Source organism: Candidatus Symbiopectobacterium sp. NZEC135, from assembly GCF_025962695.1.
On record NZ_JAGFPF010000208.1, the window covers coordinates 1 to 2,419 of the forward strand.

Annotated in this window: 2 protein-coding genes and 1 pseudogene; 2 read left to right on the plus strand and 1 reads right to left on the minus strand. The window is 45.0% G+C overall.

Annotated elements, in window-relative coordinates:
* Positions 1 to 134, plus strand: a pseudogene (locus J5224_RS24970) (GNAT family N-acetyltransferase); the annotation flags it as partial.
* 146 nt (positions 135 to 280) lie between these two features.
* Complete coding sequence (locus tag J5224_RS24975) at positions 281 to 871, plus strand: GNAT family N-acetyltransferase (protein ID WP_264627909.1); 591 nt, start codon at positions 281 to 283, stop codon at positions 869 to 871.
* A gap of 455 nt (positions 872 to 1,326) precedes the next feature.
* Here the strand turns inward: J5224_RS24975 and J5224_RS24980 are convergent, their stop codons facing one another.
* Positions 1,327 to 1,968, minus strand: a complete 642-nt coding sequence (locus J5224_RS24980; protein WP_264627910.1) for a CatA-like O-acetyltransferase, family 1 — start codon at positions 1,966 to 1,968, stop codon at positions 1,327 to 1,329.
* Positions 1,969 to 2,419: the final 451 nt, after the last annotated feature.

Genomic DNA, 2,419 nt, shown 5'->3' on the forward strand with positions numbered 1-2,419 from the left:
AGAAGCAGGCCCGCAAGCATCGCTCTAGCCATGTTTACTGGCATACGCACGAAACCAATTTCCGTGGACAGCGGCTGTATGACTGGGTTGCCAGTAAAAGCGGAATGATCGAATACCGGATGCAGGTTCGATAAATTATGCTCGGATACAGTGCCGAAGAGTTACGAAGCCCTATTCATGCTAATCGGCGTTCCCGGCTTCTTCTCAGACCAGAATGAGATCGGGGAGAACCATTAATGTGTAATCCCCATCTACATAAAATAACCTTGAGGTCACAAATATGACTCCTGTTCTACAAGGATCTCTTGTAACACTACGCCCGCTTCTTCACGCTGATGCACAGTCACTTGTTAATGCGGCGGCGGCCGGAGAGCTTTGGTCACTGCCGTTCACCGTCGTGCCTTCTGCAGACACCGTTGATGCGTACATCCAAAAGGCCCTTAAGGGGCAAGCCGAAGGCACCGTCATGCCGTTTGCTATTACGCTTTCAGCCGATCAAAGCATTATCGGGTCAACGCGTTTCTGGAAGATCGACCGCGAAAATCGCAAACTCGAAATTGGCCACACCTGGTATTCACAGCGCTGGCAAAGAACAGCTGCCAATACGGAGAGTAAACTGCTACTGCTGCGATACGCCTTTGAGCAGCTTCAATGCGTTCGTGTTCAGTTTACTACCGATGTGTTGAACGAGCGTTCTCAGGCAGCAATTCTTCGCATTGGCGCAGCCAGGGAAGGCATTATCAGAAATGAACGGATCATGCCCGATGGCCGAAAACGCACTTCTATACGCTACAGCATTATTGATGATGAGTGGCCGCAGGTGCAGGAACGCCTTGAACGCAGCCTCTCCAGTTACGGACAAGAGAAATAATTGCTGTCATTTTGGCGGCTTCGCCAGCAGAAGATAAATCAGGTAGCTGTTTGAAACGGCCTGACTTCACTTAACTCCAAACTGAGAAAAAAAGTGATGGTTTTATTTCTACCGAATGATTTGAAAGTCTGACAATAAGAAGGGAATGTCTGTTGCCCTCTTTCTGACGAGAAGATAATTCATGTTAGTGCGTGATGATATTAGTGGTAATAAATCAGCACCATATTTCGATATGTGCTGGTCAGCTTTGTCAGAGCAACATCCGGTTACGGCTGCTTAGAAACTTGCCGGTTAATGAACTTTCGAAAAACTGCACCTCACCAGACCTGCTATTCAGCTTTCGGGTGCAGTTCTTTACAGGGTATTTTTTCGCCTACAGAGCAACAGGTTACGATGCCCACCTAAGAATCTCAGTAACGCTCTGGCGTAATTTGCTTTTTACCTACTAAAACACGTCAGGATGAGGGCCTGTAAAGCGCATCTGGACGGTCAAAATAGTCTTCAACCAGAGCAAAGAAACGGCCTGCATGAAGACCATCAACAAACGCATGGTTAAATTTGCACGCCACCGGAATTATTCCATTTTGTAACTTTCCCCAGGTCAGCGTAGGAACGGCCCCGCTAAAATGAAATTCAGCGTGAGTGATTGAGCTGAAATGAACCCATGGAAGGCAACTTGCGCATAAAAACCCCTCATCTTTAACAATCATTGGCCCTGGGTCAGAGGTTTTTACAGCATCAATTTTTGCAGTCACTTGTTGCGTGAAGTTCGGATAGTCAGGCGTATTTTCACACAGAATCTGACGAAATCCTTCGCTCTCAGTCATGATTGGAGTCATGACGTTAATGCTTGAATATTCAATAACATCCTTGTTTAACAACCGTTGCTTCAGTTGGGGAACTGAGTTTGCTGCACGAAGGATGGCATACAGCGCCAGTTGAAAAAACGATTCATTTTTATCTCTGGCAAAATCATATAGTTTTTGAGCTGGAACCGGAACGCATAGATTGAAACAAGGGTTATCAAACTTACTATAAAAATTGAAATGCGCTTTCCTGTGCCATTTATCTTTATCAATTACACTATAACTATTCATAATTCGCTCATCTCGACAATTTTTCTTATTATAAGATCTAGCCAGACGATAAAAATAGCAAAAAATAGGTTTAACAGGCAACAATAGATAAAATCAGCCTGATATTAAAAGGGCTTTTATAAAGTTATTCCCGTTACATCAAGACAGATGTCACTTCACTTCCTGATGCAGCAGAAGATGGGGAGCTTTGTTGGCTGCTGTTCACCGTCAGTCACTTGTTCGACGGCAATACCTTTTTCCTTGAAATCGCTTATTTTCCAGAATGGGGGTATTACCGAATATAAATTATTTATTCTGGAAGAGCAGTGCCCGCGGCCGGGTTTCCAGAACTGACAGCGTTGTTTCAAAATCTGATTTATCGATATCAACAATCAGCGAGCTGAAAGAGCGCAGCCCTTCCCCCTCGGCAATCATAACCTGAATACGCTGATGCTCGGCAGTGCTGAGTTCT